The 1,133-nt window shown below is 40.7% G+C and carries 2 protein-coding genes; both read left to right on the top strand.

Annotated elements, in window-relative coordinates:
* The coding region (locus tag AC3AYF_RS21540) for an ATP-binding protein (protein WP_487780509.1) at positions 1–480 on the top strand (480 nt) is incomplete at its 5' end.
* 116 nt (positions 481–596) lie between these two features.
* Positions 597–1,133, top strand: a 537-nt coding sequence (locus tag AC3AYF_RS21535) for a hypothetical protein (protein WP_487780508.1), incomplete at its 3' end; no start/stop codon positions are given.

Genomic DNA, 1,133 nt, shown 5'->3' with positions numbered 1-1,133 from the left:
TACCAGTTACAACGTGCGGCTACCGAAGGAAAGAGCAGTCTATCTGCCCCCGTCTCATTGGGTGAAATTATTCACAAAATCTTGGACTCATTAGATAAAGTGTACCAAGCTAAAAACATCCGCTGTCAGTATGATATTCAGCGAGATGCCTTTATCCATGCAGATACCGGTGATATGTATGAATTGCTGGGTAACTTGTTAGAAAATGCCTATAAATACTGTCATTCTCAAGTCCATGTCACGGTCTTAACTCAACTTGATATCATCGAAATCCGTATTGAAGATGATGGCAATGGCATTCCGGAACATGCACAGCATGACATCATTAAACGCGGCAAACGCATTGATACGCAGGTTGAAGGGCAAGGCATCGGCCTTGCTATTGTTAGTGATATCATCGAAGCCTATCAAGGTGAGGTTCGATTAGAAATCAGTCACCTTGGTGGCGCCTGTTTTATTGTTCAGCTACCCAATCAATAATCTTTTAAATCAAATCAAACAATACGCCTGTTTCTAGCTTTATTTTACTTTCAATTAGTAATGAGAATGGTTATCATTAACGCATCTTTAATTCTCTCAAAATAGTAGGCATAATTATGATAAAAAAATCACTACAGCTCACCCTGCTGGGCATAATGTTCATCACGCCCAACCTACACGCTAGCGGCGTCATGTCGGAAGAAGAGCTTAAGAACGTAGAACGTGCTGATATCGCAGATACATTAGCCAAGCAACAAATTTCAAAAGTAGCTGGTTTATTGGCTGAATATGAAATTGAAGCTGGCAAACTGGTTAGCAACTTAAAAGTTGAAGGTGTCACCGATACACAACTTAACGTACAAGCAAATAAATTGCTCGCTTTATCAGAAGACGTGATTGAAACGGCGCGCCTTCGTCTACCTCAGTGTGACGCATACCTAGCCCTGACTTTACCTTTAAAAGACAAGTTGGATACGATTTCAAATGAAACGCTAGAAAAAGACTATCACCATGATGGTGCCCTTCCTGCAGCACCGGCTGAGTGTTATCACACAAAAGACTTATTTGTTCATCCAGCAACCGTGTTGGTATTAACACGTGATGATCCTGCTTTAAGCGCAGCAACAAAAGAATCTATTAACTTAGAAATAACT

The sequence above is a fragment of the Salinicola sp. genome (assembly GCF_982684285.1).
This window is presented reverse-complemented; position numbering and strand designations above follow the sequence as displayed.